Raw genomic sequence first — 24,008 nt, forward strand, 5'->3', positions numbered from 1 at the left:
AAGCTTCTCATCAACTCCGCTCGACTTGCATGTATTAGGCACGCCGCCAGCGTTCGTCCTGAGCCAGGATCAAACTCTCCAAGAAAGTTGATAGCTCATTTTGAAACTGACGAGATATAATCTCATTTGTGCTCCACCATCGATTCAGACAGAAGTCTTGAACCCGATGATCTCGCGTTTCGGCTTTGCAAGCAAAGCCTGTATCTCACTCGTTGTTCAGTTTTCAAAGATCAAATTCTTTCTCGTTTCCGCTTCAACATTTTGTCTCAGCAGCAACTCTTATAATATATCATACATGCTCGATGCTTTGCAAGTCTTTTTTTTTAAAACTTTTTTCGAAGTTTATTTCAATCAACTTTCGCAGGCATCTCACAGGCTCTCAATTCCATGTTACTAAAACTGAAGCGAAAATAAATTTATCATAGAATCCATTCCCCCGTCAAGCATTTAATGCTTAAATTGAGAGAGCTTGTTGTTACGTGCATATTTGGAGAGTTCCTTGGGTGGCGCAAACCGGGCATACATGCGAAATACCGTTTTATATCTGTTGGCAATCGCGTTTCTGACATCCAGATCCAATCTCTGATCACTCAAATCAAACAACATCTCATCCAGCTCTTTGCGTAGCACATAATCAAGTTCCTTGAATTCCTTATCATTAAAAAGCATACCCAGCATGTTTGCCTGGCCTCCTTGTCTATTGAAAACAATTGTATCTTCTCATATTGCAGAGCACGGATCGAGGTAATAATAGTAGCTTGGTTCAATTGATGTAGATGGCTCAATTTTACCGCCTTACTGTTATGCACAGTTTTTGGGAAATTTATGAATGTGATTTTCGTAAATTCCCCAATTGTAACCATTATGGCTATCCCTTCATCAGGGTATAAGTTACTGTGCTCTCAATAATGGCCGCGACAAACAACAAAATTACTATCCAAACGGACGCCGTTAGAGATCTTCTGAACATCTCCCTCCATCTTTCCTTCAATGCTCCCTTCCCGCTCCCGCCAAGACTTGAAAGAACCAGTAATCCCATTTGAAGTCCGAACGCACAGGCAATGATAATAGCCGGTATTTCAATGACCCCATGAGGCAGCAGTCCTTTAACCACCAAATCAAACAAGCTGTTCCCCTGCTCCATGGAGCTATGTACGAGATATCCTACTACCATTCCATTGATCAGCAGAAATAAGATCGGTAGGACGCCCACGAATAGACCCAGAAAAATCATCACCACGGCCTTAATGCTGTTATTGAAGAAAATAAATACAAAAAAGCTCCACTTTGGGCTTGTAGACTTGCTTAGAGTTTCACTGATATCACGAATACCACTCATCTGCTGATTAATGATTTCCGAAAGAGATCCCGTACTATACCATCCCGCTACGATGCCGAGAATAAACAGGATTGTTACAAACACTAACGTTTTCCGGATCGCTCCAAGGTCTTTTAGAAAAGTAGTGAATCGAAGCATATAAAACCTCCTCTTGGTAATAACTCGCTGGTACGAGCATACATTTGAAGTAAACAAGCATTCGAATGTGGGAAAGGGGCGACTATAGCGATGAATTCATTTTTTTATGTGTTGAACGGCCGCAAAATTAAACGTACCTTCTTTGTTCTCGCCGCGGCACTATTTGCTATCGGTATTGTTTATGTAGAATCCGACAATATTACAGTGTTCTCCGAAGGAGCTCCTGCTGCCATTTACAGCGTTCCTACGGACAAGAAGGTTATTGCCCTGACTTTTGATATCAGTTGGGGTGAAAAGCGTCCTGAGCCAATTCTCAACGTTCTCAAAGACAAGGGTGTCGAGAAAGCAACCTTCTTCCTCTCCTCCCCTTGGAGCAAGAGCCACCCGGATATCGTCAATCAGATTAAAACAGCCGGATTTGAAATCGGAAGCCACGGTCATAAGCATGTGAACTACACCACCTTAAGCGATGAAGAGATTAAGTCCCAGCTTACAACTGCCAATTCTATATTAACCGATTTGACTGGAAAGGAACCCAACCTGCTGCGCCTGCCTAATGGTGATTTTGATAAGCGGGTGCTGAAAATCGCAGACAGTTTGAATTACAAGGTCATCCAGTGGGATACCGACTCTCAGGATTGGAAAAATATCGGCGTCGACAATATCGTCAAGCGCGTCGTAAACAAAGCACATCCGGGTGATATCGTCCTCCTTCATGCCAGCGATTCCTCCAAACAAACGCATGAGGCTCTTCCTATTATTATTGATGAGCTCCGCAAACAGGGGTATGAATTCGTAACTGTTTCCGATCTTCTGACCCAAGCGGATACCAAAGGCAAGGAAATCCGTGACCAAGCCACGCTTCAGCAGGCAATTGATGATGCTGCTGGTATGTAGCATATAGAATCATAAAGAAAAAAGAGCTAAGTTTCTTAGCTCTTTTTTGATTTCAGCAGCTTATGCAGTATCAAAATCTGGTATGCATTGCAGGCTAACAATGGGACCACAATAAAAACTGTAGCATTATTGTCATTGATTTTGAGTCCCCCTACCATCTCGACGATCGTAATCGCTGTCATGAAAAAGATGGTTGGCACCCAAGCGCTTGGATTGGTAGCTCTGACTTTAAAGTAAGCTACTGCGACAGCCACAATCAGAATGGCTATCCCCAGCAGCAGATCAGCCATTTGGCTGCTGTTCTCCCTTCCCACAAAAGAACGGAAGAACATAACTTCCAGCAGCGCCAGGATCGCTAGAACAAACTGTATGTACTGCCACGCTTTTCTCGGAAAAACGCCGATTGCTGTATAATTCAGGATCATATAAGCAAAAAAGCCCAGCTGTGAGTACACGCTTGTCATTGCCCCAAAACCGAATAGAATAAGCAGATAAAATAAGATATCGCTTGTATCCTTAAATGAAATTGATTCTCTGCTGTACGGCAGCAGGAACCCGGTAATAATGGAGACAATAGCTCCCACAAGCAAGGTTTGAATAAATAACTTGGACCAATTTTTCAAGTTCAACTCGTCTGCACCCCCAAGAGTTTATTTTACCAACGTTCTCATTAAAAAACCATTCCCGAATCGACATATTTCGAAATTCACCTCGGCATACTACATTCAGGATGATAGCAAAGGAGTGACGCTTATGAAGTGGCCGGTATTAGGCATATGTGGAATCATACTCGGACTTTCTGCCGTACTGTCAGGCTGCGGATCCGAACAGAGCTATGCACCGCCGCAAGGCGATTATAAAGAAATGAAAACAATGGTGGTCGATATCCTCAAAAGCGATGAGGGCAAAAAAGCCGTTGAGGACGCGCTCAAACAAAGCGGCGGTAGCTCATCGGGCGGCATGGGCATGCAGATGATGACCACCCAGGCAACGGATCAGATCCGTACGGCCGTGAAAGACACCATCACATCCGAAGAGTATAAGAAGGAATTCGAAAAAATCATGACCGACCCGCAGTTCGCCGGTGACTTCGCGAAAGCGATCAGCACCCAGAACAAGCAGCTGCATATGCAGTTGATCAAAGACCCGACGTATCAAAAATCGGTTGCGGATATCATGAAGTCTCCGGAAGTGGCAAAGATGTTTCTGGATCTGACCAAAACGCCAGAATACCGCAAGCAGTCCATGACGGTAATGCAGGAAGCCATGCAAAATCCAATGTTTAAAATGGAGGTTATGAGCCTTCTGAAGAATGTTGTAACTCAAGAGCTTCAACCCAAGGTGGAAAAAGGCGGTAAAGGCGAGGAAGGCGGAAAGCAAGAAGGCGGCGACAAAGCTAACAAAGACAAAGACAAGGACAGCGGTGGCGGAGACAGCGGCGGTTCTTAACTTGAACAAAAGAAAAAGCCCTTTACGGGCTTTTTCTTTAATTTGACTCAATTTTATTTCTCACTCTTAGCAATAATATTGGCAGCCAGTTCATTATAAAGCTGACCGCTCGTCGATTCGGGCTTATACACCGATGGCGAGAAATCCGGTTCCGAGATATGATTATCCGGTGCTCCCAGCGGAAACTGCGCCAACAGATTCGTATGAAGCGTTTCGGCAAGCTGTCCGCCGCCTCCGCGTCCAAATACAAAATCCTTTTCTCCGCAATGAGAACATTCGTAATACGCCATGTTTTCTACCACACCCAAAATTTCATGGTTGGTTTGGATGGCCATGGCCCCTGCACGGGCTGCTACAAAAGCGGCCGTAGCATGCGGCGTGGTAACAATAATCTCTTTGCTTTGCGGCAGCATCTGATGCACATCAAGCGCAATATCACCGGTTCCCGGAGGTAGATCCAGAAGCATATAATCAAGCTCGCCCCAATTTACATCATTAAAAAATTGATGAAGCATTTTGCCAAGCATCGGTCCGCGCCATACAACCGGATTGTTCTCCCGGATGAAGAATCCCATAGACATGATTTTCACGCCAAAACGCTCCACTGGTACAATGACTCCGTCCACAACAACGGGACCTTCCTCGATCCCCATCATATCCGGAACGCTGAATCCATAGATATCCGCGTCAATCAGTCCCACTCTTTTCCCTTGACGGGCAAGAGCAGCGGCCAGATTAACGGTTACTGTGGATTTACCGACGCCGCCTTTTCCGCTTGCCACCGCGATAAAATGAACACGCGGATCGCCCAGCAGTTCATTTTTTTCAAGTCCGGCCGCATGTCCCTTCACCAGCTTATCCTCATCCGTCTTGCTTTCATGATCGCCCAGTATCTTGCTGCGCTCATGCTCATTTGCTTCGCGCATACGGATATGAACATCTTCGGCACCGGCAGCCTGCAAACGATCGCGGATTTCCTTCTCCAGCGCTTGTCCATATCCTTCACGATTATCCAGTGTAATTACGGAAAGCGATACTCTCGTTTCCTTTACAACAATATCTCTTATCATCTGCAGCTCAATCAGGCTTCTACCCGTGGCAGTATCACCAATGGGCTGTAACACTTCTTGAACTTGCTCACGTGACAACATGATGGCAGCACCTCTGCTTTATATATTGGCATCCATACATGGATAAGCCCCAGTAGGTATTATACCATCAACGCTCATTTTCTGACGACAGTTTCACCTTTTCTCCGGATAAATACCTCAGCATGCCCTTGTACACCGCTGCCGCGACCTTTCGCTGATAATTCTCATCTCGAAGAAGCTGTGATTCCTGCGGATGGGAGAGAAAACCTAACTCCACCAGCGCCGAAGGCATTTTTAATGCTTGCAAAAGATACACGGTATCCACCGTTTTGGCAACACGATCGGTATTTTCAAGATTACGCTTAATTTCATCCTGGATAAGTTCTGCGAGCCCTGCATTGTCCGGATGGTTAGGGTAATAGAAGGTTTGAGCCCCGCTCCAGCGATTGGACGGAAAGCTGTTCAAGTGTATGCTCAGAAACAGATCCGCCTTAGTATCCTGGATTAGCTTCGCCCGCTGCTTCAAGTCTTCCGTCTTGCGTTTGGAATACCCCTTGGTGTCAGCTCCGGCCAGATCGTAATCACCTTCACGTGTCATGTATACCAGAGCCCCAGCCTGCTGCAAATAATCCCGGAGATACAAGGCAATCGCAAGATTCACATCTTTTTCAATGACGCCCTGTTTGCTTACCGCTCCCCCATCCGGTCCGCCATGGCCAGCATCCAATGCAATTACCTTTCCCGATAATGGAAGGCTCCAGTGACCCGTAGTTTTTACCGTAGGGATATTAAATGTGGCTACAGCGATAAACACGACAAGCAGACACATGCCCATCAGCAATTTTTTGATTGAGCTTAGCCGAATCCACAGCATCTGCTTGCCAGGCCCCTGCTTGGACATAAAAAATCCACCTCCGTTCCCATATCGACTTTACTCATCTATATGGGTGGAGGTGGACAAATAGTACCTTAAGGTGTAACTTGAGCTCTCATACCGGATATGAGCACTTCAGCGACTTCCGGGCGGGTAAACTCCGGAGGCGGGCACTGGCCATCTCTCAGCAAACCGCGTACTTTGGTGCCGGAAAGTGTGAGATGGTCCTCATGCGGATGCGGGCAGGTCTTGCTCGAGGCCATATTACCGCATTTCTTGCAGAAAAAGCTATGCTCGAAGAACAGCGGCGTAATCCCGAGTTCTTCGGGCTTGAAATTAGAGAATATCTCCTGGGCTTCATAAGTACCATAGTAATCACCGACTCCCGCATGGTCGCGGCCGACGATGAAATGGGTACAGCCGTAGTTTTTACGTACAATGGCATGGAAAATGGCTTCTCTTGGACCTGCATAACGCATGGCTGCCGGAAAAACCCCCAGGAAGGTCCGATCCTCCGGATAATAATTCTCCAAGAGCACCAGGTAACTCTTCATCCGAACATCCGCCGGGACATCATCGGATTTGGTCTCCCCAACAAGAGGATTAAGGAAAAGCGCATCCACGATTTCCATGGCACTTTTCTGGATATACTCATGAGCCCGATGCACCGGATTACGGGTCTGAAAGCCGACAACCGTATTCCACCCCTTTTGACGGAAAAGCTCGCGCGTTCTAGCAGGATCAAAATAAAAATCGCCGAATCTTGCAGGCTGTGGGCGATTGAGGACCTTCACACTTCCACCAACATAGATTGGAGAGCGCTCCAGCAATTTTTTAACGCCTGGATGTTCCGGATCATTGGTCTTAAATACTTTCAGTGCTTCCTCATTCTGATCCGCCTCATAGACGCTTCCAACAGTCAAGACGGCGTAAATAACGTTGTCTTCGGCGCCAGTCAGTGCCACCTGATCTCCTAAGCTCAGTCCACGGGCTACCTCTTCATCTACCGATAAAGTAACCGGTATGCTCCAGACTGTTCCACTGGCAAGACGCATGGTACTGACTACAGATCGGTAATCCTCCTCATTCATAAAGCCTTCAAGCGGGGAGAAAGCACCGCTCCCGATTAAATCCAGGTCGGATATCGTCCAGTTATTCACCGGGATCTGCTTTAATTGATAAGAAGCCTTCAAAAGATCTTCTCTCTCCTGCCCTTCAGCAATCCGGTTAATGAGCTTGCCGCCATGCGGAAGTATTGCTGTCATATCTGTTCCCCCTGTTTCATTCGCTTTATTGGCTTTATTGGTGAAGTCCGCATTCTGTTTTCTCACTGTCGGACCAGCGTCCTGCTCTTGGATCTTCTCCCGGATTAACCGGGCGGGTGCAATGTTCGCAGCCTATACTGGGAAAGTTTTGATCATGAAGGGGATTGTACAGCACTTGATTATCGCGGATATATTTCCATACATCATCAGATGTCCATTCGGCAATGGGATTGAACTTAACCAGTCCGAATTTATGGTCATACTCTACCTTTTTGGCATTTGCACGAGTAGGGGCTTGATCCCTGCGTATTCCCGTAATCCAGGCATCATATTGGGAAAGAATTCGTGTCAAAGGTTCGACTTTGCGGATATTACAGCATTGGTTTGGATTTGTTTTCCACAGTTCCTCTCCATGCTGTGCAGCCTGCTCATCTGTGGTCAGCTTCGGAGATACACGCACGAACTGAATACCGTATTTTGATTCCAGGCGGTCTTTGGTTTCGTAAGTTTCTTTAAAATGAAAATCCGTATCCAGATAAAAGATATCAGTTGAAGGGCTAACCTTCTGTAAAATATCGACTAAAACCACATCTTCAGCACCGAAGCTGCAAGCGAATGTTAAATTCGGGAATGTCTCAACGGCTACACGGATCACTTCTTCGGCAGAAGCATGCTCAAGTTCAGCAGCCTGAATCTCAATCCACTTTTCCTTTTCAAGCAAATTCATTATGAAAGTCTCTCCCCTTCCGAATAATTCACTTCATTAAATTCAGTTAATACCTAGTGGTTTAATATGATTAAATCCAGTATAAACCAATATGGTTGGTTGTCAATGCTTTTAACATGTTTTTTCAAGGGAAACGAATAAAAAAAGCCCTTCAATAGAAGGACTTTTCTTCAAATTAAATTAAAGCTCCAGCGCTTTTTTGGCTGTCATCTTGTCATTCTCCAGCATTTTATGCAAATCGTAGGCATGATAAAGGCCGCGCTCCATCATAAAGTTAAACACTTTCGCATGTATTTTGATCGCACCGTTCAGCTGCTTCACGAATGTATCCCTTAACTGAGGTGTGGCCGTTTCGGTGATGGCAGTCGCGTAGTTCTTTATGCAGCATTTCAGCATGCCCAGCAAATGACCTGCATAAAAGCCCGTCATATCCTCATGTTCGCCTTTGCTTTTGTTGTTACGGTTCTCAGTCGGTGCCATCGAGTAAAAATGAAGCAGCTCTTTTAAATTGCTTTCCAGTGCCTTAATAGTATCCTCATAAAGAGCGTGCAGCTTCGGATCCGTCACTTCATGGAGATGCATCTTCAGGGCTATCAGATTGTTTGCCGTGGACGCCGTCAGCTCGTGCAGCTCCATCGTTTCATGCCATGCCAGGTGTTTGCGTTGCATGCTTGCGTTCACATTTTCATTTGCGCTAGGTTGCAAAATCGAATCCCTCCGTTTCTGTAATACTTCATCATATGGTGGATTCGCCCATTGGGCACATTGTCTTAATCATAAACAAAAAATAATTTGGGGCTTCAAAAGGCACAATATCAAATGCAGCAATAACCCCTTCCAAGGAGGAACAACTTTGAACACTTATAACCAACAGCAGATTTCTCAGCTCGTGCAGCAATTGATTCAGCAAACGCAGCAGGCCTCGCAAAAATACGAGCAGCTGCTCCGACAAGAGCAAAGCAATGCGGCTCAGCTCGAGCAAATGGCCCAGCGCGAACAGCAGGCAGCCCAAACGATTCAAACCGCCTTGCAAGGGCACCAGCATGCCATCCAGCAGTTGCAGCAAATCTCCAATCTGGCTCATCAGTTGAATGGCGGCGCATCCAACGACAACGCGTACTTCAACACGTTTGCACAACAGCAAAACCACCAAGGTATGGGAATGGGCGGTTTTCAAGGCTTCCAACGCTAAAAGATGTATATAAAGGAAACAGATCACAAGTCATTGCCGGTCTATTTCCTTTTTGGAGGTAAAGAGAGGTGATCCTATGTTAGTCGATTCCGGAAAAATTCAGTCTTCTTCCTTGGTCTGCAGCGATTGCGGCAAAGAGGCTGAACAGATTCATGTATGGTGGAAGAATGGACGAAACGACGATGGCCAGGGTTACAGCCAGGTTTTTGCAGAATGCCCGTCCTGCCATTCTCAGCTCCTTCACAAGGATGCATACGGGGAAATCGGGTCCGTTGAGGATGCTTTACGTATTTTACAGGGTTAATGATTCACATAATGGAACTGCCTATGGCAGTTCTTTTTTTACAATAAAAAACCCCTGGCCGGTAAAGGCCAGAGGCTTGTAATTCCTTGGAAACCAAGGAACAAATATTAACGTTTGGAGAACTGAGGTGCGCGACGAGCCGCTTTAAGACCGTATTTTTTACGTTCTTTCATACGTGGGTCACGAGTCAGGAATCCTGCTTTTTTCAAAGATGGACGGAAATCCGGATCTGCTTTGAGCAGTGCACGGGAGATACCGTGACGGATTGCTCCTGCTTGACCAGAGATACCACCACCGTGAGCAATAACGAGCACGTCGTATTGTCCCAGTGTTTCAGTCAAGTTCAGTGGTTGTTTAACGATCAGCTTGAGTGTTTCCAAACCGAAATATTCATTGATGTCGCGTTTATTGATGACAATGCGTCCTTCACCCGGTACAAGGCGAACACGTGCTACCGAATGTTTACGACGACCTGTCCCATAGTATTGTACTTGTGCCATGAAACTGTCCTCCTTTTAATTATCCGCGAAGTTCGTAAACTTCTGGGTTTTGTGCTGCATGTGGATGCTCAGTGCCTGCATATACTTTCAATCTCAGCTTCATTTTCTCGCCCATGCGAGTTTTAGGAAGCATGCCGTGAACAGCTGATTCCAATACACGTTCTGGTTTGCTGTTCAGAAGGTCATGAGCGTTAGTCACTTTCAAACCACCTGGATGCATGGAGTGACGGTAGTATTTCTTGTTTTGCATTTTCTTGCCTGTAAGGTGAATCTTCTCAGCATTGATGACAACTACAAAGTCACCTGTGTCAACGTGAGTTGTGAATTGTGGCTTATGTTTGCCACGGATCAAAGCAGCTGCTTCGCTCGCCAAACGACCAAGAGTTTTGCCTTCGGCATCAATAACGTGCCAGTTGCGCTCAACTTCATTTGGCTTAGCCATATAGGTGGTACGCATGAATAGTTCCTCCTTGTATTCGTCCGAAAATCATTTATCTTCGTTCATTGTCGTTATCAAAAGTCATTTGTAAATGTAAGGTTTGTAATTTTCTTAATTGGGGGCTGTGGGATAGCCATTAAGAAAACACAACTTTTATTCTACAGTATAGGCAGATAAATCGCAAGCTGATTTTCAATGTTTTTAATTGAAATTCTCATATTCCACATTCCATAAAATAAGTCCTTTGGATTCCGCGGTTGGACCTGCTTTCATCCGGTCTTTTGCCTGCAATATCGACGCGATATCCTCAGGCTTCTTACGGCCTTTCCCCACTTCCAGCAATGTGCCCGCAATAATGCGAACCATATGCTGCAAAAAGCCGTTGCCTGTAATAAAGATATGAATCAAGCCCTGGTCCCGGGTTCCCGGGCGGCAAATGGATTGATCCCTCTCTATATGGGCATCATATACCGTACGGATATGAGATGGCTTGGTAGAGTGTCGGGACGCAAAGGATGTATAGTCATGCGTGCCAATCAGATGCTTCAACCCCTCAGCCATGGCCTCTACATTCAACCTGCCAGGATGATGAAGCTCCGTATTTCTGCGGAATAAATCCGGAAATTGATTGGCATTGATGGTATAACGGTATGTTTTCCGCTTCGCAGACCTTCTGGAGTGAAACTCCAGCGGGACTTCTCTGGCTTCCGTGACCATGATATCTCTTGGAAGTCTGGAGTTCAGTGCCATACACCAACGTTCCACAGGAATCTTGGAAGTGGTGTGAAAATGAAAAACCTGTCCATAAGCGTGAACACCGGCGTCAGTGCGGCCCGAAGCATGTATTTTCACTTTCTCTCCCGCGAGCATATCAATTGACTTCTCCAGATAATCCTGAATGGCATTTCCATCCGGCTGGGTCTGAAAACCGCTGTAGTTCGTACCGTCATAGCTGACTTTCATACATATGTTGCGCATTCCCCATAACCTCCTGAATCCTCTGCCTGCCTTTTACCGAAAAAGGCAACTCATGCGCTGCTCACGCTGAAACATAAAACGGCTCCGCCGTACAACACGGCGGAGCCGTTCCTGATGAAGTCAAAGGAACACGAACCTGGGCCTGTTATCCGGAAAAGATGGTCTTTATCCGTTCACAAGTCCCGGACGTGAAAAAAAGGGTTCGATCAGAATCATACGATTCCTTCCCCCCTTTCCCCATCCTCACCTGTTTACGCGCGGTCAACCAGTTCCAGATAAACCATAGGCGCGGAGTCACCGCGGCGAGGTCCGAGTTTCAAGATACGTGTGTATCCGCCTGGACGCTCAGAATAACGGGTAGCCAGTTCGCTGAACAGTTTTTGGATAGCGTCTTGCTCTCCATCAATAGTTTCACGACGAACGAATGCTGCCACTTGACGACGAGCGTGAAGGTCACCCTTCTTTGCTTTAGTGATCAGCTTTTCTGCGATGGAACGAACTTCCTTCGCTTTCGCTTCCGTAGTTTGGATGCGTTCATATAAGAACAGGTCGGTAACCAGGTCACGGAATAAAGCTTTACGTGCGCTGGAATCGCGGCCCAACTTTTGGTATGCCATGTTTTCCCCTCCTTCGCTAACGATTCTAAGAAGCTATTCTTCTGTCCGAAGTCCCAGACCAAGTTCCTCGAGCTTTTCCTGTACTTCTTCCAAAGACTTGCGGCCCAGGTTACGGACTTTCATCATGTCTTCTTCGGTTTTAGTAGTCAGCTCTTGTACCGTGTTAATACCGGCACGCTTGAGGCAGTTGTAGGAACGAACGGAGAGATCAAGCTCTTCGATCGTCATTTCAAGCACTTTTTCTTTTTTGTCTTCTTCTTTTTCGACCATGATTTCAGCATCTTTTGCTTCGTCAGTCAGACCGACGAACAGCATCAAATGCTCGGTCAAAATTTTGGCGCCGAGGCTTACAGCCTCTTCTGGGCGGATGCTTCCATCAGTCCAGATTTCAAGCGTCAATTTGTCATAGTTGGTCACTTGACCAACCCGCGTATTCTCCACGCCATAGTTGACGCGGCTAATCGGGGTATAGATAGAATCGACCGGGATGACGCCAATCGGTTGATCATCACGTTTATTCTTATCTGCTTGGACATAGCCACGACCGCGGTTAGCAAAAATACGCATGTGAAGTCTCGAACCTGGACCCATCGTTGCAATATGAAGGTCCGGATTAAGAATCTCAACATCGCTGTCCGCCCGGATATCTCCTGCCGTCACAACTCCTTCACCCTCAGCATCAATCTCGAGGACTTTTTCCTCATCAGAATGAATTTTCAGGGATAGAGCCTTCAGGTTCAGAATAATTTCCGTCACGTCTTCCATTACACCCGGAACCGTTGAGAACTCGTGGAGAACGCCATCGATCTGTACGGATGTTACGGCTGCGCCTGGCAGCGAGGAAAGCAGGATCCGGCGAAGGGAATTCCCCAAAGTCGTTCCATATCCACGCTCAAGCGGTTCTACTACAAACTTGCCATAGGCTCCGTCTTCACTGACGTCTACGGTCTCAATTTTCGGCTTTTCGATTTCAATCACGCAATTACCCCTCCTTCAAACGTCGCTCCTATTTGAAACTGTCAACTTATCTTGTGTAAACATGTAGTATGCCTAAACAACCATTATTAGCAGATTGTGCCGGAAATATACCACATTCTTCAGGTTGACTTCAATTAGACACGACGACGTTTAGGCGGGCGGCAACCGTTATGTGGAACTGGAGTAACGTCTTTGATCAGGTTAACTTCCAGACCAGCTGCTTGCAAAGAGCGGATCGCTGCTTCACGGCCTGCACCTGGACCTTTAACCATAACCTCTACCGATTTCATTCCATGTTCCATAGCAGCTTTTGCTGCGGATTCTGCAGCCATTTGAGCTGCAAACGGAGTCGACTTACGGGAACCCTTGAATCCAAGGCCGCCGGAGCTTGCCCAGGAAATCGCGTTTCCATGAGGATCCGTAATTGTTACGATCGTATTATTGAACGTGGAACGGATATGAGCCACTCCGGATTCAATATTTTTGCGGTCACGACGTTTAGTACGTACGACTTTTTTCGGTTTAGCCATTCTCTTTTATCCCCCCTTCTTATTTCTTCTTGTTCGCTACAGTACGACGAGGGCCTTTCCGTGTACGAGCATTCGTTTTAGTACGTTGTCCACGAACCGGCAGACCGCGGCGATGACGCACTCCACGATAGCAACCGATCTCAACGAGACGTTTAATATTCAAGGAAATTTCACGACGCAGGTCACCTTCAACCTTAACCGATTTGTCGATCGTTTCACGCAATTTGCTGACTTCATCTTCCGTCAAATCACGAACACGAGTGTCCGGATTGATGCCTGTAGTGCTCAGAATTTTCTGGGAAGTCGTTTTACCGATTCCGAAAATATAAGTCAAGGCGATCTCAACGCGTTTGTCACGTGGCAAATCCACACCAGCTATACGAGCCATTTTACGCTACACCCCCTTCAATTAACCTTGTTTTTGTTTGTGTTTCGGATTTTCACAGATAACCATAACAGTACCTTTGCGGCGAATGACTTTGCATTTTTCGCAAATAGGCTTCACAGAAGGTCTCACCTTCATGTTAATTACCTCCCTCAAGTTTTGCAAAGCAAAACTCACTTCGTAAGGATTGACTAAAGTCTTGTAACACAAAACTTTTTTCATAAGGATTTGCTCCCATCATGAAGGAAGCAAATTCATATCTTATAGGATCAACCGGATTTTACAAGTGTAAAACCAGGAAAGAACATTTTCAAGTGCCATATAGGATCATAACATCCCTGGCGTCTTAATGAAAGAAACGGTAAAAATTACTTACGGTACGTTATACGGCCTTTGGATAAATCATAAGGCGATAACTGCACGACCACTTTGTCTCCTGTCAGAATACGGATAAAGTGCATCCGCAGCTTACCGGAAACATGAGCAAGAATTTGATGACCATTCTCAAGCTCAACCTTGAAAGTAGCATTCGGCAACGGTTCGATGACCGTACCTTCCACTTCAATTACATCTTCTTTGGCCACAGTTAGTCTCCTTTCTCTTCAGCATGGGATTCGGTGGACTGCACAAACTTCGCGACTGCAAAACGCAGCTTTCCGTTCGTGACCCGACCGCTTTCATTTAAACTGTTAGCGACCTCGCTGCTAATGAAGGACTGGAGCTCCAGATGCTGAAGATTCTTCTTCTTTCTCTGGTCAAACTTTCGTTTGTTCCCATCCGCTATATATACGAACCTGCTGTCTTCAATGGATACGACCACGGCCACCTGTCCGGCATCTTTGCCTTTCAGGATTTTCACAATCTGGCCGATCTGCAGGCTGTTTTGATTACTCAAGAACAATCACCTACACATCCAGTTTTGTGAGAATCTCATGACCTTCGGAAGTAACGGCTATTGTATGCTCAAAGTGAGCACATAAGGATCCGTCGACCGTAACGACCGTCCAATTGTCTTCAAGCGTTTTGACATAACGTGAGCCGGCATTAACCATCGGTTCGATCGCCAGCACCATGCCAGCTTTGAGCCGAGGTCCCCGATCCGGAACGCCAAAGTTCGGAATATTCGGTTCTTCATGCAGTTCTGCCCCAACTCCGTGTCCGACATACTCTCGAACAACCGAGAAGCCGGCGTCTTCAATGACGCACTGGATGGCATGTGAGATCGTGAACAGGCGCACATCAGGTTTGACAAGCTCCAAGCCTGCATACAAAGATTGTTCGGTGACGTCCAGCAGACGCTGGGCCTCATCGGAAATCCTGCCTACAGGATAGGTCCAAGCGGAGTCTCCATGGTAACCACGGTACTGCGCACCGATGTCTAGCGTAATAATGTCGCCTTCGTTTAATTTGCGTTTGCCGGGAAATCCGTGTACCAACTGATCATTGACTGAAGCGCAAATGCTGGCAGGAAAACCATTGTAGCCCTTAAAAGACGGCAGTGCTTTTTGACTGCGAATGTAGTGGTCGGCAATAGAGTCAAGTTCCCCGGTCGTAATGCCAGGTTCAATGTGCTTTGCCATGAGACGGTGCGTTTCCGCCACAATTCGCCCTGCTTCTCGCATAAAGCCGAGTTCCGTTTCGGACTTACAAATGATCATTACGACTAACCTCGCAGCACCGATACGATCTCACTCGATACCGTATCGATTTCTTGATCACCATCGATCTGACGCAATAGACCTTTGTTCTCATAAAATGCTAGGAGTGGTGCTGTTTTGTTGATATATTCGTCCAGACGGGTACCGACGCTCTCTTCATTGTCATCTGAGCGTTGATACAATTCGCCTCCGCATTTATCACATACACCTTCCTGTTTCGGCGGGTTGAAGATCACATGATAAGTAGCACTGCAGTTTTTACATATCCGGCGTCCTGTAAGGCGCGCCATCAATTTATCACGATCTACTTTCAGGTTGATGACATGATCCAGCTGGGTATGAAGTCTGCTAAGTATATCATCCAGCGCTTCCGCTTGCGAAAGGGTTCTTGGAAAGCCATCCAATAAAAAACCTTTTTCGCAATCGGACTGCTGCAGACGTTCCTCCACAATGCCGATCGTTACATCATCCGGTACCAAAAGCCCTTGATCCATGTATTCTTTGGCTTTGATGCCAATAGGAGTTCCCTGTTTAATCGCCAGACGAAATGCATCGCCGGTAGAAATATGGGGAATGCCGAATTCATTGACAATGACTTCTGCCTGTGTTCCTTTTCCTGCCCCAGGAGGGCCCATGAATAGTATGTTCACGTTTCTCTCTCCCTCCGACACTGCCTCTTTACAAGAAACAACGCAATAAGTTGCCGGGAAGTTCAAAGTGGACTTCACCGGAACCTATCACTTATTTGTTGATAAAACCTTTGTAGTGACGTTTGATCAACTGACTTTCGATGGTCTTCATCGTATCAAGTGCAACCCCGATGACGATCAGCAGTGAAGTGCCTCCGATTTTAACTGAGCTAGGCAAGCCAGCCAGAGTACCGAAGCCAATCGGCACGAGAGAAATGACAGCCAGGAAGATGGCACCGGTCATGGTAAGCCGGGACATTACACGGGTCAGATACTTCTCGGTTGCTTTACCAGGGCGAATACCCGGGATATAGCCGCCGTTTTTCTTCATGTTGTCTGCCATTTGGTTCGGGTTCATCTGCACGAACGTGTAGAAGAACGTGAAACCGATAATCATCAGAACGTACAGTACCATACCCAGAGGATAGTCATATCTCAAGTTAGTTTGAATCCACTTCGCCCATTCATGAGTAGACCAGAATCCTGCGATAATAGTAGGGAACTGCAGCAGAGATACTGCGAAGATGACCGGAATAACGCCAGCCGCATTGATTTTCATCGGAATATGCGTATTCTGTCCACCGTACATCTTGTTGCCAACGACACGTTTTGCATATTGTACAGGTATTTTACGAATCGCCTGCTGGATGTAAATAACACCCACAATAATCGCCACGATGACAATGAGAACGATCAATGTTTTCAGGGAATTCATGAAGACCTGGCCTTCTTGAATAAAGTTCGATTGAGCAGTAGACCGGATATAAGTCGGGATATTTGCGATAATCCCGGAGAAGATCAGAATGGAAATACCATTACCGATTCCTTTTTCCGTAATCTGCTCGCCGAGCCACATCAGGAATGCGGTACCCGCTGTCAGCACGATGGCAATCAGCAGATAATCCACAAAAGTAGCATTAGGAATCATTTCGGCTGAGTACAACCGGTTAAACCCGATTGACATCGCAAATGCCTGGATGAGACCCAATACAATCGTACCATAACGAGTCAATTGCGCTGATTTCTTCTTCCCGTGCTCGCCTTGTTTTGCCCACTCAGCCAGCTTAGGAATAACATCCATCGAGAGCAATTGCACGATAATGGACGAGGTAATATACGGCACGATCCCGAGGGCAAAGATGGAGAATTGATGCAATGCACCACCCGAGAACGTGTTTAAGAGACCAAACAATTCTGAGCCTTGCTGATTCGTCTGTTCCAGGACCGTTTTATCAACGCCAGGAACAGGAACGAATGAACCAATACGGTAAATGATCAGTACCAACAAGGTGAACAGAATTCTTTTACGAAGGTCCTCAACCCGCCATATATTCTTCAGGGTCTTAAACATTAGATCACCTCGGTTTTACCGCCGGCAGCCTCGATCTTCTCTACCGCAGATTGAGAGAACTTATTTGCTTTTACAGACAATTTGACGGTTACTTCGCCATTGCCAAGAATTTTGATGCCGCTCATCGTATTTTTCACTACGCCGCTCTCCACCAAAAATTCCGGAGTTACTTCTGTACCCTCTGCAAAGCTGTTCAGTTCCTCGATGTTAACAATCGCATACTCTTTCCGCGTAGGATTTACAAAACCACGTTTTGGCAGACGACGATACAGTGGGTTTTGTCCACCCTCGAATCCAGGACGTACGCCGCCGCCGGAACGAGAATTTTGCCCTTTGTGACCGCGGCCAGATGTTTTACCCGTACCGCTACTTGTACCGCGACCTACACGCTTACGGTCTTTACGGGAGCCAGTAGCTGAAGTAAGTTCATGTAACTTCATCGTTCGTTGCACCTCCTTAATATTTGTAGGTTAATCTTTAGCAGATTAACCTTCAATTTCTGTTACAGATACCAGATGACTCACTTTGTTGATCATTCCGCGAATCGCAGGATTGTCGTTATGAACCACGCTGGAGTTAAGTTTACGCAAGCCGAGAGTCTTAACGGTAGTACGCTGAGTTTCAGGACGACCGATTACACTGCGGACGAGGGTAATTTGAAGTTTAGCCATGACATTCCCTCCTTAACCGAGCAGCTCTTCGACAGATTTGCCACGAAGTTTGGCAACCTCTTCAACACGCTTCAGACGGGATAAACCTTCCAAAGTTGCGTTGACCATATTCATGGAGTTCGAAGAACCCAAAGATTTTGTCAAGATGTCACCCACACCAGCAAGTTCCAGTACGGCACGTACAGGACCGCCAGCGATTACTCCAGTACCTTCAGAAGCTGGTTTCAAAAGAACGCGACCAGCACCGAAGTGACCAGTAACCAGGTGAGGAATGGATGTTCCTACGATCGGAACGTGAATCAGATTTTTCTTAGCATCTTCGATGCCTTTGCGGATGGCGTCAGGTACTTCGCCTGCTTTACCGATACCGGCACCAACGTAGCCTTTGCCATCACCGACAACAACCAGAGCGCTGAAGCTGAAACGGCGTCCGCCTTTTACAACTTTAGCTACACGGTTAATATTTACAACTCTTTCAGTCAGTTCTAAAGTGTTCGGATCTACACGCAAGTCGTTAACCTCCTTTTTAGAAATTCTTAGAATTCCAAGCCTGCTTCGCGTGCTGCTTCAGCCAAGGCTTGAATCCGTCCATGATACAGGTAACCTCCACGGTCGAATACAACCGCTGTGTGACCTTTTTCTTTAGCGCGCTTAGCAACCAGTTCGCCAACTTGACGAGCGGATTCTACGCTGCCGCCGTTTTTAATAGAACTGCTAAGTTCTTTATCAACTGTAGATGCGGAAACGATGGTTACACCAGCTACGTCATCGATCAGTTGAGCATAGATATGTTTAGAAGAACGGAATACGTTCAGACGTGGACGAGCAGCGGTACCTTGGATTTTCTTGCGTACACGCAGATGACGTCTGACACGTGCCTTGTTCTTATCCTGTTTTGTAATCATGACTTCCATTTCACTCCTTTCAGTTTGCCATTACAGCTTCACTTTAAGACGCATGGGGTAAAAAACTGATAAGTTTAGAAAGCTTATTTCTTCTTACCAGCTTTACCTTCCTTACGGATAATGCGTTCGCCTTCGTACTTAATCCCTTTACCTTTGTAAGGCTCAGGTTCGCGAACGGAACGGATTTTAGCAGCGTATGCACCTACGCGCTCTTTATCAATACCGCGAACGATGATTTTTGTATTTGCAGGCACTTCGAATTCGATACCGGCTTCTGGAGTGATTTCAACTGGATGAGAGTATCCAACGTTAAGAACGATTTTATCTCCGGATTTGCTTGCACGATATCCGACCCCAACCAATTCCAGAGATTTGGAGAATCCTTCAGTAACGCCGCTCACCATGTTGTTGACAACGCTGCGGGTCGTGCCGTGAAGGGAACGATGCAGTTTGTTATCAGACGGGCGTTCAACGACGATTTCGTTGTTTTCAACCGTTACTTTCATATCCTTGTGAAGTTCACGAGTCAAAGATCCTTTAGGTCCTTTAACAGTGATTTCGGTATTGTTCAGTGTGATATCCACACCGCTAGGTACTGCGATTGGTTTGCGACCAATACGGGACATTTGTTGCACCTCCTTGTTTTGTGACGTGTATTACCAAACGTAGCAGACAACTTCTCCGCCAGCTTTGGATTGACGAGCTTCTTTGTCGGTCATAATCCCCTTAGAAGTGGAGATAATCGCGATTCCGAGACCGCCGAGTACACGAGGGATTTCGTTGCTCTTCGTGTAAACGCGCAGACCTGGTTTACTGATTCTTTTCAAACCGGAGATAACGCGTTCGTTGTTTGCACCATATTTCAGGAAAACACGGATAATCCCTTGTTTGTTGTCATCGATATATTCTGCATCACGGATGAAACCTTCACGCTTCAAGATATCAGCGATTTGTTTTTTCATCGTCGAAGCAGGCATTTCTACTGTTTCGTGACGCACAGTGTTGGCGTTACGGATACGAGTAAGCATATCTGCAATTGGATCAGACATAGTCATGTGTGTAAACCTCCTTCCCGATTATAAACTTCTTACCAGCTTGCTTTTTTGACGCCAGGAATCTGGCCCTTATAAGCTAATTCACGGAAACAAATTCTGCAAATTTTGAACTTTTGCAGTACCGAATGTGGACGACCGCAACGTTCGCAGCGCGTGTAAGCACGAACTTTATACTTAGGCGTACGTTGTTGTTTTACTTTCATCGAAGTTTTTGCCACTTAGCCTGACACCTCCTAAAAATTTTCGGAGAAATGGATTCACGAATTACTTCGCAAAAGGCATTCCCAATTGAGCGAGCAGCTCGCGGGACTCTTCGTCAGTTTTAGCCGTCGTTACGATTACGATATCCATACCACGGACTTTATCCACTTTATCATACTCGATCTCAGGGAAAATCAGTTGTTCCTTGAGGCCAAGTGTGTAGTTACCGCGTCCGTCAAATGCTTTGGTGGACACGCCATGGAAGTCACGTACGCGTGGAAGAGTAATGTTGAACAATTTGTCCAAGAAGTAATACATACGCTCACCGCGCAGAGTTACTTTAACACCGATCGGCATATTCTCACGCAATTTGAATCCTGCGATGGATTTTTTAGCACGAGTAATGACTGGTTTTTGACCAGCAATCAGCTGCATATCAGCCACTGCGGAATCAAGCACTTTCGAGTTCGATACAGCCTCACCAACACCCATGTTGATGACAACCTTCTCGATTTTAGGCACTTGCATTACCGTAGAATAATTGAACTTCTGCATCAAGGCAGGAGTAATTTCATTCAGAAAGCGTTCTTTCATTCTTGTTGCCATGAATCATAAACCTCCTTTCTCCACTGTTCGATTAGTCGATAACTTCTCCGGACTTCTTAGCAACACGAACCTTTTTACCGTTATCGAGCACTTTGTAACCAACACGAGTTACTTTACCGCTCTTCGGATCAAGATGCATCACATTGGATACATGGATCGGCGCTTCTTGTTCAATAATTCCGCCTTGCGGATTCATTTGGTTCGGCTTCTGGTGTTTTTTCACCATGTTGACGCCTTCCACAAGCACACGGTTTTCACGAGGGTACGCTGCAATGACACGGCCTTTTTTGCCTTTGTCTTTACCGCTGATAACCATAACCGTGTCTTCTTTCTTGACGTGCAGCTTGTTATTGTGCGATTCCAGAACCTTTTTCACTTTTGGCATTTGTTACACCTCCTGCGGCTTGCCTTTTGACAAGCATAACTTGGAACGATCTATTCAATCGGTTATCCGATCATTGTAAGTCTTAGATAACTTCCGGTGCCAAGGAAACGATTTTCATGAAGTCTTTATCACGAAGTTCGCGAGCCACTGGTCCGAAAATACGAGTTCCGCGTGGGCCCTTGTCGTCTTTAACAACAACCGCTGCGTTTTCGTCAAATGCGATATAAGATCCGTCCTTACGGCGTACAGAACGCTTCGTACGAACCACAACAGCCTTGACTACGTCACCCTTTTTGACAACGCCGCCTGGTGTTGCTTGTTTCACGGAACAAACGATCAAATCACCGATTGCAGCAGTACGACGACCCGTACCACCCAATACGCGGATACACATCAGTTCCTTCGCACCAGAATTGTCAGCTACATGCAGACGTGTAAATGGTTGAATCATTGAAATTTCCTCCTTTCGGAAAAACTGTCGTTATATCTTTAGATGATAACCGCTTTTTCAACGACTTCTACCAATCTCCAGCGTTTGTCTTTGGAGAGTGGACGAGTTTCCATGATTTTAACGGTATCTCCGATTTTTGCAGTATTGTTCTCATCATGCGCCTTAAATTTCTTAGTGTATTTAATACGCTTGTGATAGAGATCATGTTTTTTGTAAGTTTCAACAGCTACAACAATGGTTTTTTCCATTTTGTCACTGACAACTTTACCTACTTGCACTTTACGAGCATTGCGTTCTTCGCTCATCGTTAGCCTCCTTCCTGAATACAGGCAAAAATGACTGATTCAATTAACTAATCCCAAGTTCTCTTTCACGGATGACGGTTTTAGCACGAGCTATTTCCCTGCGCACATCACGGATCCGAGTCGGGTTGTCAAGCTGTCCGGTAGCCAATTGAAAACGGAGGTTAAAGAGCTCCTCTTTAAAACCCGCAATCTTTTGCTCAATTTCTGCAGTGGTCAAGTTACGCAGATCATTAGCTTTCATTTGCTTCACCACCCAATTCTTCACGTTTCACAAACTTCGTTTTGATCGGCAGCTTGTGAGCGGCAAGACGCATCGCTTCGCGAGCGATCTCCTCAGGCACGCCTCCAAGTTCAAACATAATCTTACCTGGTTTGACAACTGCGACCCATTTCTCTACGTTACCTTTACCGCTACCCATACGAACCTCAAGAGGTTTTTGAGTGATCGGCTTATCAGGGAAAATTTTAATCCATACTTTACCGCCACGTTTGATGTAACGCGTCATAGCAATACGCGCTGCTTCGATCTGGCGGTTAGTAATCCAAGTTGGCTCAAGAGCTTGCAGACCGAATTCACCGAAGTTGAGCTCAGTGCCGCCTTTAGCCATACCTTTCATGTGACCGCGTTGTTGCTTGCGGTGTTTTACACGTTTTGGTACCAACATGATTAGTTGCCTCCTTCCTGAGCAGCTTGTTTCTTAGCCGGAGGAAGTACCTCACCACGATAGATCCATACTTTTACGCCAATACGGCCATAAGTAGTATGCGCTTCTGCTGTACCATAGTCAATATCAGCACGGAGCGTATGAAGAGGAACTGTTCCTTCACTATATCCTTCCGAACGAGCAATCTCGGCTCCGCCAAGACGTCCGCCGACTTGAGTTTTAATTCCTTTTGCGCCAGAACGCATTGTTCTTTGAATCGCTTGTTTCAGAGCGCGACGGAAAGATACACGACGTTCCAGTTGTTGTGCGATGCTTTCTGCAACCAAGATTGCATCCAGATCCGCATGTTTGATTTCAGAGATATTGATGTGAACTTTTTTGCCGCCTGCAATTTTAGTAACTTGGCTCCGCAGTACTTCGACTTCAGAACCACCTTTACCGATAACCATTCCTGGTTTCGCAGTGTGGATAGTCACATTCACACGATTTGCCGCTCTCTCGATTTCAATACGAGATACAGCAGAATCTTTTAGTTTATTCTTAAGGTATTCGCGAATTTTAACGTCTTCCAGCAAAAGATTTCCGAAATCTTTGCCTGCATACCATTTAGATTCCCAATCACGGATAATACCGATCCGGAGTCCGACAGGATTTACCTTTTGGCCCACACGTTATCCCTCCTTATTTTTCAGATACCACCAAAGTAATGTGGCTGGTGCGTTTATTGATTCTGCTTGCACGGCCCATGGCGCGTGGACGGAATCTCTTCATGGTTGGTCCTTGGTTAACGAAAACCTGGCTAACAACCAAACTATTAATATCCATAGAGTAGTTATGCTCAGCATTGGCGATCGCTGAGTTCAGCAGCTTCTCTACAACCAGGGAAGCCGATTTCGGAGTGTGGCGGAGAATGGCGATTGCCTCACCAACTTGCTTACCACGGATCAAGTCAATCACGAGCTTGACTTTACGAGGAGCAATCCGGATCGATCTGGCATGTGCTTTTGCTTCCATTTGTTTTACCTCCTCTCAAACAAAGAGCTTCAAATTATCTTCTTGTTTTCTTGTCATCGTCCGTATGACCTTTGTAAGTACGTGTTGGAGCAAATTCACCCAATTTGTGACCTACCATGTCTTCCGTTACATATACAGGAACGTGTTTGCGTCCATCGTATACACCGAACGTGTGACCGATAAATTGTGGGAAAATCGTAGAACGGCGGGACCAAGTTTTGATAACAGCTTTCTTGCTCGACTCGTTCATCACTTCTACTTTTTTCAGCAGGTACCCATCAATGAAAGGTCCTTTTTTCAAACTGCGACTCATCTATAAAATCCTCCCTTCGTCCAATCTCTCGTTACT

At 46.0% G+C, this 24,008-nt stretch carries 41 protein-coding genes and 1 rRNA gene; 3 read left to right on the top strand and 39 right to left on the bottom strand.

Annotated elements, in window-relative coordinates; translation table 11 throughout:
• The 3 genes from KJS65_RS28075 to KJS65_RS28085 form a co-directional block, all read right to left on the bottom strand.
• Nucleotides 1-85 (bottom strand): 16S ribosomal RNA (locus KJS65_RS28075); the annotation flags it as partial.
• A 362-nt stretch (nucleotides 86-447) separates the two neighbouring features.
• Nucleotides 448-678: a hypothetical protein gene (locus KJS65_RS28080; RefSeq protein WP_136609141.1), complete on the bottom strand. Its 231-nt coding sequence runs from the start codon at nucleotides 676-678 to the stop codon at nucleotides 448-450.
• Between the two features lie 190 nt (nucleotides 679-868).
• The gene (locus KJS65_RS28085; protein ID WP_213653120.1) at nucleotides 869-1,477 is read right to left on the bottom strand and encodes a stage II sporulation protein M; all 609 of its coding nucleotides are present in this window, start codon (nucleotides 1,475-1,477) and stop codon (nucleotides 869-871) included.
• Nucleotides 1,478-1,567: 90 nt separating this feature from the next.
• Here KJS65_RS28085 and pdaB point away from each other — a divergent pair, with 90 nt between their 5' ends.
• Nucleotides 1,568-2,374 carry a polysaccharide deacetylase family sporulation protein PdaB gene (gene pdaB / locus KJS65_RS28090; protein WP_213653121.1) on the top strand — a complete coding sequence of 269 codons (807 nt, stop codon included), beginning with the start codon at nucleotides 1,568-1,570 and terminating at the stop codon, nucleotides 2,372-2,374.
• 35 nt (nucleotides 2,375-2,409) lie between these two features.
• Here pdaB and KJS65_RS28095 read toward each other — a convergent pair whose 3' ends face one another.
• Nucleotides 2,410-3,003 (bottom strand): KinB-signaling pathway activation protein, encoded by a 594-nt coding sequence (locus tag KJS65_RS28095; protein WP_213653122.1) that lies wholly within the window; start codon nucleotides 3,001-3,003, stop codon nucleotides 2,410-2,412.
• 124 nt (nucleotides 3,004-3,127) lie between these two features.
• Here KJS65_RS28095 and gerD point away from each other — a divergent pair, with 124 nt between their 5' ends.
• Nucleotides 3,128-3,823, top strand: a complete 696-nt coding sequence (gerD, locus tag KJS65_RS28100; protein ID WP_213653123.1) for a spore germination lipoprotein GerD — start codon at nucleotides 3,128-3,130, stop codon at nucleotides 3,821-3,823.
• 53 nt (nucleotides 3,824-3,876) lie between these two features.
• Here gerD and KJS65_RS28105 read toward each other — a convergent pair whose 3' ends face one another.
• From KJS65_RS28105 to KJS65_RS28125, 5 genes are all read right to left on the bottom strand, one after another.
• Nucleotides 3,877-4,974 (bottom strand): Mrp/NBP35 family ATP-binding protein, encoded by a 1,098-nt coding sequence (locus KJS65_RS28105; RefSeq protein WP_213653124.1) that lies wholly within the window; start codon nucleotides 4,972-4,974, stop codon nucleotides 3,877-3,879.
• Between the two features lie 67 nt (nucleotides 4,975-5,041).
• Nucleotides 5,042-5,815 carry an N-acetylmuramoyl-L-alanine amidase CwlD gene (gene cwlD / locus KJS65_RS28110; protein WP_213653125.1) on the bottom strand — a complete coding sequence of 258 codons (774 nt, stop codon included), beginning with the start codon at nucleotides 5,813-5,815 and terminating at the stop codon, nucleotides 5,042-5,044.
• A gap of 68 nt (nucleotides 5,816-5,883) precedes the next feature.
• Nucleotides 5,884-7,053: a sulfate adenylyltransferase gene (gene sat / locus KJS65_RS28115; RefSeq protein ID WP_213653126.1), complete on the bottom strand. Its 1,170-nt coding sequence runs from the start codon at nucleotides 7,051-7,053 to the stop codon at nucleotides 5,884-5,886.
• A 34-nt stretch (nucleotides 7,054-7,087) separates the two neighbouring features.
• Nucleotides 7,088-7,780 carry a phosphoadenylyl-sulfate reductase gene (locus tag KJS65_RS28120; RefSeq protein ID WP_213653127.1) on the bottom strand — a complete coding sequence of 231 codons (693 nt, stop codon included), beginning with the start codon at nucleotides 7,778-7,780 and terminating at the stop codon, nucleotides 7,088-7,090.
• 180 nt (nucleotides 7,781-7,960) lie between these two features.
• The gene (locus tag KJS65_RS28125; RefSeq protein WP_213653128.1) at nucleotides 7,961-8,449 is read right to left on the bottom strand and encodes a spore coat protein; all 489 of its coding nucleotides are present in this window, start codon (nucleotides 8,447-8,449) and stop codon (nucleotides 7,961-7,963) included.
• A gap of 184 nt (nucleotides 8,450-8,633) precedes the next feature.
• On the opposite strand from KJS65_RS28125, the gene KJS65_RS28130 reads away from it, so the two are divergent.
• Entirely contained in the window at nucleotides 8,634-8,972 is a 339-nt protein-coding gene (locus KJS65_RS28130) for a hypothetical protein (protein WP_213653129.1), read from the top strand.
• 79 nt (nucleotides 8,973-9,051) lie between these two features.
• On the opposite strand, the gene KJS65_RS28135 is transcribed toward KJS65_RS28130, so the two are convergent.
• The 30 genes from KJS65_RS28135 to rpsS all read right to left on the bottom strand — a co-directional run bounded on the left by KJS65_RS28135 (nucleotide 9,052) and on the right by rpsS (nucleotide 23,972).
• Nucleotides 9,052-9,201, bottom strand: coding sequence for a hypothetical protein (locus KJS65_RS28135; protein WP_213653130.1), 150 nt, complete (start codon nucleotides 9,199-9,201; stop codon nucleotides 9,052-9,054).
• 182 nt (nucleotides 9,202-9,383) lie between these two features.
• A complete protein-coding gene (gene rpsI, locus KJS65_RS28140) occupies nucleotides 9,384-9,776 on the bottom strand; it encodes a 30S ribosomal protein S9 (RefSeq protein ID WP_136609131.1) in 393 nt (130 codons plus the stop codon).
• A 19-nt stretch (nucleotides 9,777-9,795) separates the two neighbouring features.
• Nucleotides 9,796-10,233 carry a 50S ribosomal protein L13 gene (rplM, locus tag KJS65_RS28145; protein WP_213653131.1) on the bottom strand — a complete coding sequence of 146 codons (438 nt, stop codon included), beginning with the start codon at nucleotides 10,231-10,233 and terminating at the stop codon, nucleotides 9,796-9,798.
• A 183-nt stretch (nucleotides 10,234-10,416) separates the two neighbouring features.
• A complete protein-coding gene (gene truA / locus KJS65_RS28150) occupies nucleotides 10,417-11,193 on the bottom strand; it encodes a tRNA pseudouridine(38-40) synthase TruA (RefSeq protein ID WP_213653132.1) in 777 nt (258 codons plus the stop codon).
• Between the two features lie 251 nt (nucleotides 11,194-11,444).
• A complete protein-coding gene (gene rplQ / locus KJS65_RS28155; protein WP_136609128.1) occupies nucleotides 11,445-11,810 on the bottom strand; it encodes a 50S ribosomal protein L17 in 366 nt (121 codons plus the stop codon).
• A 33-nt stretch (nucleotides 11,811-11,843) separates the two neighbouring features.
• The gene (locus KJS65_RS28160; RefSeq protein ID WP_127606487.1) at nucleotides 11,844-12,788 is read right to left on the bottom strand and encodes a DNA-directed RNA polymerase subunit alpha; all 945 of its coding nucleotides are present in this window, start codon (nucleotides 12,786-12,788) and stop codon (nucleotides 11,844-11,846) included.
• Nucleotides 12,789-12,922: 134 nt separating this feature from the next.
• Nucleotides 12,923-13,318: a 30S ribosomal protein S11 gene (rpsK, locus tag KJS65_RS28165; RefSeq protein WP_127606489.1), complete on the bottom strand. Its 396-nt coding sequence runs from the start codon at nucleotides 13,316-13,318 to the stop codon at nucleotides 12,923-12,925.
• 19 nt (nucleotides 13,319-13,337) lie between these two features.
• On the bottom strand, nucleotides 13,338-13,706 hold the full coding sequence (gene rpsM, locus KJS65_RS28170) for a 30S ribosomal protein S13 (protein ID WP_136609127.1): 369 nt from the start codon (nucleotides 13,704-13,706) through the stop codon (nucleotides 13,338-13,340).
• A gap of 21 nt (nucleotides 13,707-13,727) precedes the next feature.
• Nucleotides 13,728-13,841 carry a 50S ribosomal protein L36 gene (rpmJ, locus tag KJS65_RS28175; RefSeq protein WP_003322638.1) on the bottom strand — a complete coding sequence of 38 codons (114 nt, stop codon included), beginning with the start codon at nucleotides 13,839-13,841 and terminating at the stop codon, nucleotides 13,728-13,730.
• A 230-nt stretch (nucleotides 13,842-14,071) separates the two neighbouring features.
• A complete protein-coding gene (gene infA, locus KJS65_RS28180; RefSeq protein ID WP_018753971.1) occupies nucleotides 14,072-14,287 on the bottom strand; it encodes a translation initiation factor IF-1 in 216 nt (71 codons plus the stop codon).
• A 2-nt stretch (nucleotides 14,288-14,289) separates the two neighbouring features.
• Nucleotides 14,290-14,598 carry a KOW domain-containing RNA-binding protein gene (locus KJS65_RS28185; protein ID WP_213653133.1) on the bottom strand — a complete coding sequence of 103 codons (309 nt, stop codon included), beginning with the start codon at nucleotides 14,596-14,598 and terminating at the stop codon, nucleotides 14,290-14,292.
• A 10-nt stretch (nucleotides 14,599-14,608) separates the two neighbouring features.
• Complete coding sequence (gene map / locus KJS65_RS28190) at nucleotides 14,609-15,361, bottom strand: type I methionyl aminopeptidase (RefSeq protein WP_213653134.1); 753 nt, start codon at nucleotides 15,359-15,361, stop codon at nucleotides 14,609-14,611.
• Between the two features lie 5 nt (nucleotides 15,362-15,366).
• The gene (locus tag KJS65_RS28195) at nucleotides 15,367-16,011 is read right to left on the bottom strand and encodes an adenylate kinase (RefSeq protein WP_213653135.1); all 645 of its coding nucleotides are present in this window, start codon (nucleotides 16,009-16,011) and stop codon (nucleotides 15,367-15,369) included.
• A gap of 91 nt (nucleotides 16,012-16,102) precedes the next feature.
• Nucleotides 16,103-17,401, bottom strand: coding sequence for a preprotein translocase subunit SecY (secY, locus tag KJS65_RS28200; protein ID WP_213653136.1), 1,299 nt, complete (start codon nucleotides 17,399-17,401; stop codon nucleotides 16,103-16,105).
• The gene (gene rplO, locus KJS65_RS28205) at nucleotides 17,401-17,841 is read right to left on the bottom strand and encodes a 50S ribosomal protein L15 (RefSeq protein WP_136609121.1); all 441 of its coding nucleotides are present in this window, start codon (nucleotides 17,839-17,841) and stop codon (nucleotides 17,401-17,403) included. The genes secY and rplO overlap by 1 nt, the downstream gene beginning before the upstream one ends.
• A gap of 45 nt (nucleotides 17,842-17,886) precedes the next feature.
• Nucleotides 17,887-18,072, bottom strand: coding sequence for a 50S ribosomal protein L30 (gene rpmD, locus KJS65_RS28210; protein WP_127606503.1), 186 nt, complete (start codon nucleotides 18,070-18,072; stop codon nucleotides 17,887-17,889).
• 12 nt (nucleotides 18,073-18,084) lie between these two features.
• Entirely contained in the window at nucleotides 18,085-18,582 is a 498-nt protein-coding gene (gene rpsE / locus KJS65_RS28215; protein WP_136609120.1) for a 30S ribosomal protein S5, read from the bottom strand.
• 26 nt (nucleotides 18,583-18,608) lie between these two features.
• On the bottom strand, nucleotides 18,609-18,977 hold the full coding sequence (gene rplR, locus KJS65_RS28220; protein ID WP_213653137.1) for a 50S ribosomal protein L18: 369 nt from the start codon (nucleotides 18,975-18,977) through the stop codon (nucleotides 18,609-18,611).
• Nucleotides 18,978-19,060: 83 nt separating this feature from the next.
• Nucleotides 19,061-19,603 carry a 50S ribosomal protein L6 gene (gene rplF, locus KJS65_RS28225; protein WP_136609118.1) on the bottom strand — a complete coding sequence of 181 codons (543 nt, stop codon included), beginning with the start codon at nucleotides 19,601-19,603 and terminating at the stop codon, nucleotides 19,061-19,063.
• A 30-nt stretch (nucleotides 19,604-19,633) separates the two neighbouring features.
• Nucleotides 19,634-20,032, bottom strand: coding sequence for a 30S ribosomal protein S8 (rpsH, locus tag KJS65_RS28230; RefSeq protein ID WP_136609117.1), 399 nt, complete (start codon nucleotides 20,030-20,032; stop codon nucleotides 19,634-19,636).
• Nucleotides 20,033-20,064: 32 nt separating this feature from the next.
• Complete coding sequence (locus KJS65_RS28235; RefSeq protein ID WP_074961883.1) at nucleotides 20,065-20,250, bottom strand: type Z 30S ribosomal protein S14; 186 nt, start codon at nucleotides 20,248-20,250, stop codon at nucleotides 20,065-20,067.
• A 46-nt stretch (nucleotides 20,251-20,296) separates the two neighbouring features.
• The gene (rplE, locus tag KJS65_RS28240) at nucleotides 20,297-20,839 is read right to left on the bottom strand and encodes a 50S ribosomal protein L5 (protein WP_136609116.1); all 543 of its coding nucleotides are present in this window, start codon (nucleotides 20,837-20,839) and stop codon (nucleotides 20,297-20,299) included.
• A 31-nt stretch (nucleotides 20,840-20,870) separates the two neighbouring features.
• Nucleotides 20,871-21,224 (bottom strand): 50S ribosomal protein L24, encoded by a 354-nt coding sequence (rplX, locus tag KJS65_RS28245; RefSeq protein WP_211147105.1) that lies wholly within the window; start codon nucleotides 21,222-21,224, stop codon nucleotides 20,871-20,873.
• 82 nt (nucleotides 21,225-21,306) lie between these two features.
• Nucleotides 21,307-21,675 (bottom strand): 50S ribosomal protein L14, encoded by a 369-nt coding sequence (rplN, locus tag KJS65_RS28250; RefSeq protein ID WP_136609115.1) that lies wholly within the window; start codon nucleotides 21,673-21,675, stop codon nucleotides 21,307-21,309.
• Nucleotides 21,676-21,713: 38 nt separating this feature from the next.
• Entirely contained in the window at nucleotides 21,714-21,980 is a 267-nt protein-coding gene (gene rpsQ, locus KJS65_RS28255; RefSeq protein WP_136609114.1) for a 30S ribosomal protein S17, read from the bottom strand.
• Between the two features lie 43 nt (nucleotides 21,981-22,023).
• The gene (rpmC, locus tag KJS65_RS28260) at nucleotides 22,024-22,221 is read right to left on the bottom strand and encodes a 50S ribosomal protein L29 (RefSeq protein WP_036712586.1); all 198 of its coding nucleotides are present in this window, start codon (nucleotides 22,219-22,221) and stop codon (nucleotides 22,024-22,026) included.
• Nucleotides 22,211-22,645: a 50S ribosomal protein L16 gene (gene rplP, locus KJS65_RS28265; protein WP_094600172.1), complete on the bottom strand. Its 435-nt coding sequence runs from the start codon at nucleotides 22,643-22,645 to the stop codon at nucleotides 22,211-22,213. The genes rpmC and rplP overlap by 11 nt, the downstream gene beginning before the upstream one ends.
• Nucleotides 22,646-22,647: 2 nt before the next feature.
• Nucleotides 22,648-23,313: a 30S ribosomal protein S3 gene (gene rpsC / locus KJS65_RS28270; protein WP_136609113.1), complete on the bottom strand. Its 666-nt coding sequence runs from the start codon at nucleotides 23,311-23,313 to the stop codon at nucleotides 22,648-22,650.
• A 13-nt stretch (nucleotides 23,314-23,326) separates the two neighbouring features.
• Nucleotides 23,327-23,659 (bottom strand): 50S ribosomal protein L22, encoded by a 333-nt coding sequence (gene rplV / locus KJS65_RS28275; RefSeq protein WP_136609112.1) that lies wholly within the window; start codon nucleotides 23,657-23,659, stop codon nucleotides 23,327-23,329.
• A gap of 34 nt (nucleotides 23,660-23,693) precedes the next feature.
• Complete coding sequence (gene rpsS / locus KJS65_RS28280) at nucleotides 23,694-23,972, bottom strand: 30S ribosomal protein S19 (protein ID WP_094600175.1); 279 nt, start codon at nucleotides 23,970-23,972, stop codon at nucleotides 23,694-23,696.
• Between the last annotated feature and the right edge of the window lie 36 nt (nucleotides 23,973-24,008).

It is taken from the genome of Paenibacillus sp. J23TS9, assembly GCF_018403225.1.
GTDB lineage: Bacteria > Bacillota > Bacilli > Paenibacillales > Paenibacillaceae > Paenibacillus_AQ.

What these genes read in the sequence shown, in the direction of transcription:
- rplO (WP_136609121.1), bottom strand. Translation starts at nt 17,841, where the DNA reads ATGAAGTTACATGAACTTACTTCAGCTACTGGCTCCCGTAAAGACCGT.
- KJS65_RS28120 (WP_213653127.1), bottom strand. Translation starts at nt 7,780, where the DNA reads ATGAATTTGCTTGAAAAGGAAAAGTGGATTGAGATTCAGGCTGCTGAA.
- KJS65_RS28105 (WP_213653124.1), bottom strand. Translation starts at nt 4,974, where the DNA reads ATGTTGTCACGTGAGCAAGTTCAAGAAGTGTTACAGCCCATTGGTGAT.
- rpmJ (WP_003322638.1), bottom strand. Translation starts at nt 13,841, where the DNA reads ATGAAGGTGAGACCTTCTGTGAAGCCTATTTGCGAAAAATGCAAAGTC.
- rplE (WP_136609116.1), bottom strand. Translation starts at nt 20,839, where the DNA reads ATGGCAACAAGAATGAAAGAACGCTTTCTGAATGAAATTACTCCTGCC.
- rplQ (WP_136609128.1), bottom strand. Translation starts at nt 11,810, where the DNA reads ATGGCATACCAAAAGTTGGGCCGCGATTCCAGCGCACGTAAAGCTTTA.
- secY (WP_213653136.1), bottom strand. Translation starts at nt 17,401, where the DNA reads ATGTTTAAGACCCTGAAGAATATATGGCGGGTTGAGGACCTTCGTAAA.
- KJS65_RS28135 (WP_213653130.1), bottom strand. Translation starts at nt 9,201, where the DNA reads ATGGCAGGACGGGCATTCTGCAAAAACCTGGCTGTAACCCTGGCCATC.
- rpmD (WP_127606503.1), bottom strand. Translation starts at nt 18,072, where the DNA reads ATGGCTAAACTTCAAATTACCCTCGTCCGCAGTGTAATCGGTCGTCCT.
- rpsQ (WP_136609114.1), bottom strand. Translation starts at nt 21,980, where the DNA reads ATGAGCGAAGAACGCAATGCTCGTAAAGTGCAAGTAGGTAAAGTTGTC.
- truA (WP_213653132.1), bottom strand. Translation starts at nt 11,193, where the DNA reads ATGCGCAACATATGTATGAAAGTCAGCTATGACGGTACGAACTACAGC.
- rplM (WP_213653131.1), bottom strand. Translation starts at nt 10,233, where the DNA reads ATGCGTACCACCTATATGGCTAAGCCAAATGAAGTTGAGCGCAACTGG.
- rpsS (WP_094600175.1), bottom strand. Translation starts at nt 23,972, where the DNA reads ATGAGTCGCAGTTTGAAAAAAGGACCTTTCATTGATGGGTACCTGCTG.
- gerD (WP_213653123.1), top strand. Translation starts at nt 3,128, where the DNA reads ATGAAGTGGCCGGTATTAGGCATATGTGGAATCATACTCGGACTTTCT.
- rplR (WP_213653137.1), bottom strand. Translation starts at nt 18,977, where the DNA reads ATGATTACAAAACAGGATAAGAACAAGGCACGTGTCAGACGTCATCTG.
- rpsK (WP_127606489.1), bottom strand. Translation starts at nt 13,318, where the DNA reads ATGGCTAAACCGAAAAAAGTCGTACGTACTAAACGTCGTGACCGCAAA.
- rplX (WP_211147105.1), bottom strand. Translation starts at nt 21,224, where the DNA reads ATGCCAAAAGTGAAAAAGGTTCTGGAATCGCACAATAACAAGCTGCAC.
- rplP (WP_094600172.1), bottom strand. Translation starts at nt 22,645, where the DNA reads ATGTTGGTACCAAAACGTGTAAAACACCGCAAGCAACAACGCGGTCAC.
- rplV (WP_136609112.1), bottom strand. Translation starts at nt 23,659, where the DNA reads ATGGAAGCAAAAGCACATGCCAGATCGATCCGGATTGCTCCTCGTAAA.
- rplN (WP_136609115.1), bottom strand. Translation starts at nt 21,675, where the DNA reads ATGATTCAACCATTTACACGTCTGCATGTAGCTGACAATTCTGGTGCG.
- KJS65_RS28080 (WP_136609141.1), bottom strand. Translation starts at nt 678, where the DNA reads ATGCTGGGTATGCTTTTTAATGATAAGGAATTCAAGGAACTTGATTAT.
- cwlD (WP_213653125.1), bottom strand. Translation starts at nt 5,815, where the DNA reads ATGTCCAAGCAGGGGCCTGGCAAGCAGATGCTGTGGATTCGGCTAAGC.
- KJS65_RS28085 (WP_213653120.1), bottom strand. Translation starts at nt 1,477, where the DNA reads ATGCTTCGATTCACTACTTTTCTAAAAGACCTTGGAGCGATCCGGAAA.
- rpsI (WP_136609131.1), bottom strand. Translation starts at nt 9,776, where the DNA reads ATGGCACAAGTACAATACTATGGGACAGGTCGTCGTAAACATTCGGTA.
- map (WP_213653134.1), bottom strand. Translation starts at nt 15,361, where the DNA reads ATGATCATTTGTAAGTCCGAAACGGAACTCGGCTTTATGCGAGAAGCA.
- rplF (WP_136609118.1), bottom strand. Translation starts at nt 19,603, where the DNA reads ATGTCCCGTATTGGTCGCAAACCAATCGCAGTACCTAGCGGTGTGGAT.
- KJS65_RS28125 (WP_213653128.1), bottom strand. Translation starts at nt 8,449, where the DNA reads ATGCAACGCAAACACCTGGCATGGCATGAAACGATGGAGCTGCACGAG.
- rpmC (WP_036712586.1), bottom strand. Translation starts at nt 22,221, where the DNA reads ATGAAAGCTAATGATCTGCGTAACTTGACCACTGCAGAAATTGAGCAA.
- rpsH (WP_136609117.1), bottom strand. Translation starts at nt 20,032, where the DNA reads ATGACTATGTCTGATCCAATTGCAGATATGCTTACTCGTATCCGTAAC.
- rpsM (WP_136609127.1), bottom strand. Translation starts at nt 13,706, where the DNA reads ATGGCTCGTATAGCTGGTGTGGATTTGCCACGTGACAAACGCGTTGAG.
- pdaB (WP_213653121.1), top strand. Translation starts at nt 1,568, where the DNA reads ATGAATTCATTTTTTTATGTGTTGAACGGCCGCAAAATTAAACGTACC.
- sat (WP_213653126.1), bottom strand. Translation starts at nt 7,053, where the DNA reads ATGACAGCAATACTTCCGCATGGCGGCAAGCTCATTAACCGGATTGCT.